Origin of the sequence: Mesorhizobium sp. M1E.F.Ca.ET.063.01.1.1 (genome assembly GCF_003998155.1) — a bacterium.
Classification (GTDB): Bacteria; Pseudomonadota; Alphaproteobacteria; order Rhizobiales; family Rhizobiaceae; genus Mesorhizobium.
In genome coordinates, this window is sequence record NZ_RZSC01001477.1 from 1 (window position 1) to 581 (window position 581).

At 63.7% G+C, this 581-nt stretch carries 1 protein-coding gene; it reads left to right on the plus strand.

Annotation, left to right across the window (positions count from 1 at the left end; translation table 11 throughout):
* The coding region (locus EOA29_RS39320) for a 3-keto-5-aminohexanoate cleavage protein (RefSeq protein WP_145970153.1) at nt 1-400 on the plus strand (400 nt) is incomplete at its 5' end.
* Nucleotides 401-581: the final 181 nt, after the last annotated feature.

Below are 581 nucleotides of genomic sequence, written 5' to 3' on the forward strand. Positions count from 1 at the left end.
CCTCTATTCGCTGGCGCATTTGCGTGATCGTGGCCTGGTGTCGGGGCCGCTGTTCCTCCAGTTCGTGCTCGGCATTCTGGGCGGCATCGGCGCCGATCCCGACAATCTCGTCCATATGAAGCGCATCGCCGACAAACTGTTCGGCGACAGCTATCAGTTCTCGGTGCTCGCCGCCGGCCGCCAGCAGATGCCGCTGATCTCGATCGCCGCCGCCATGGGCGGCAATGTCCGCGTCGGGCTCGAGGACAGCCTCTATGACGGGCGGCAGTTGGCGAAATCGAATGCCGACCAGGTGCGCCGTATCCGCGGCATTCTCGATGGGCTGTCGCTGGAGGTCGCCACACCTTCGGAAGCGCGCGAGATGCTGGCTCTGAAGGGCGGCGACCGGGTAGCGTTTTGAGACAAAGTCAATCTCAGATGCTTGCGTTCATTCGCACCCCCCTCTGGCCTGCCGGCCATCTCCCCCGCAAGGGGGGAGATCGGATGTCGCATAGGCTTTCGCTAATCTCGGACTTTGCAAGATGGGCGGCAAGGTCGACGCTGCCAATCTCCCCCCTTGCGGGGGAGATGTCCGGCAGGAC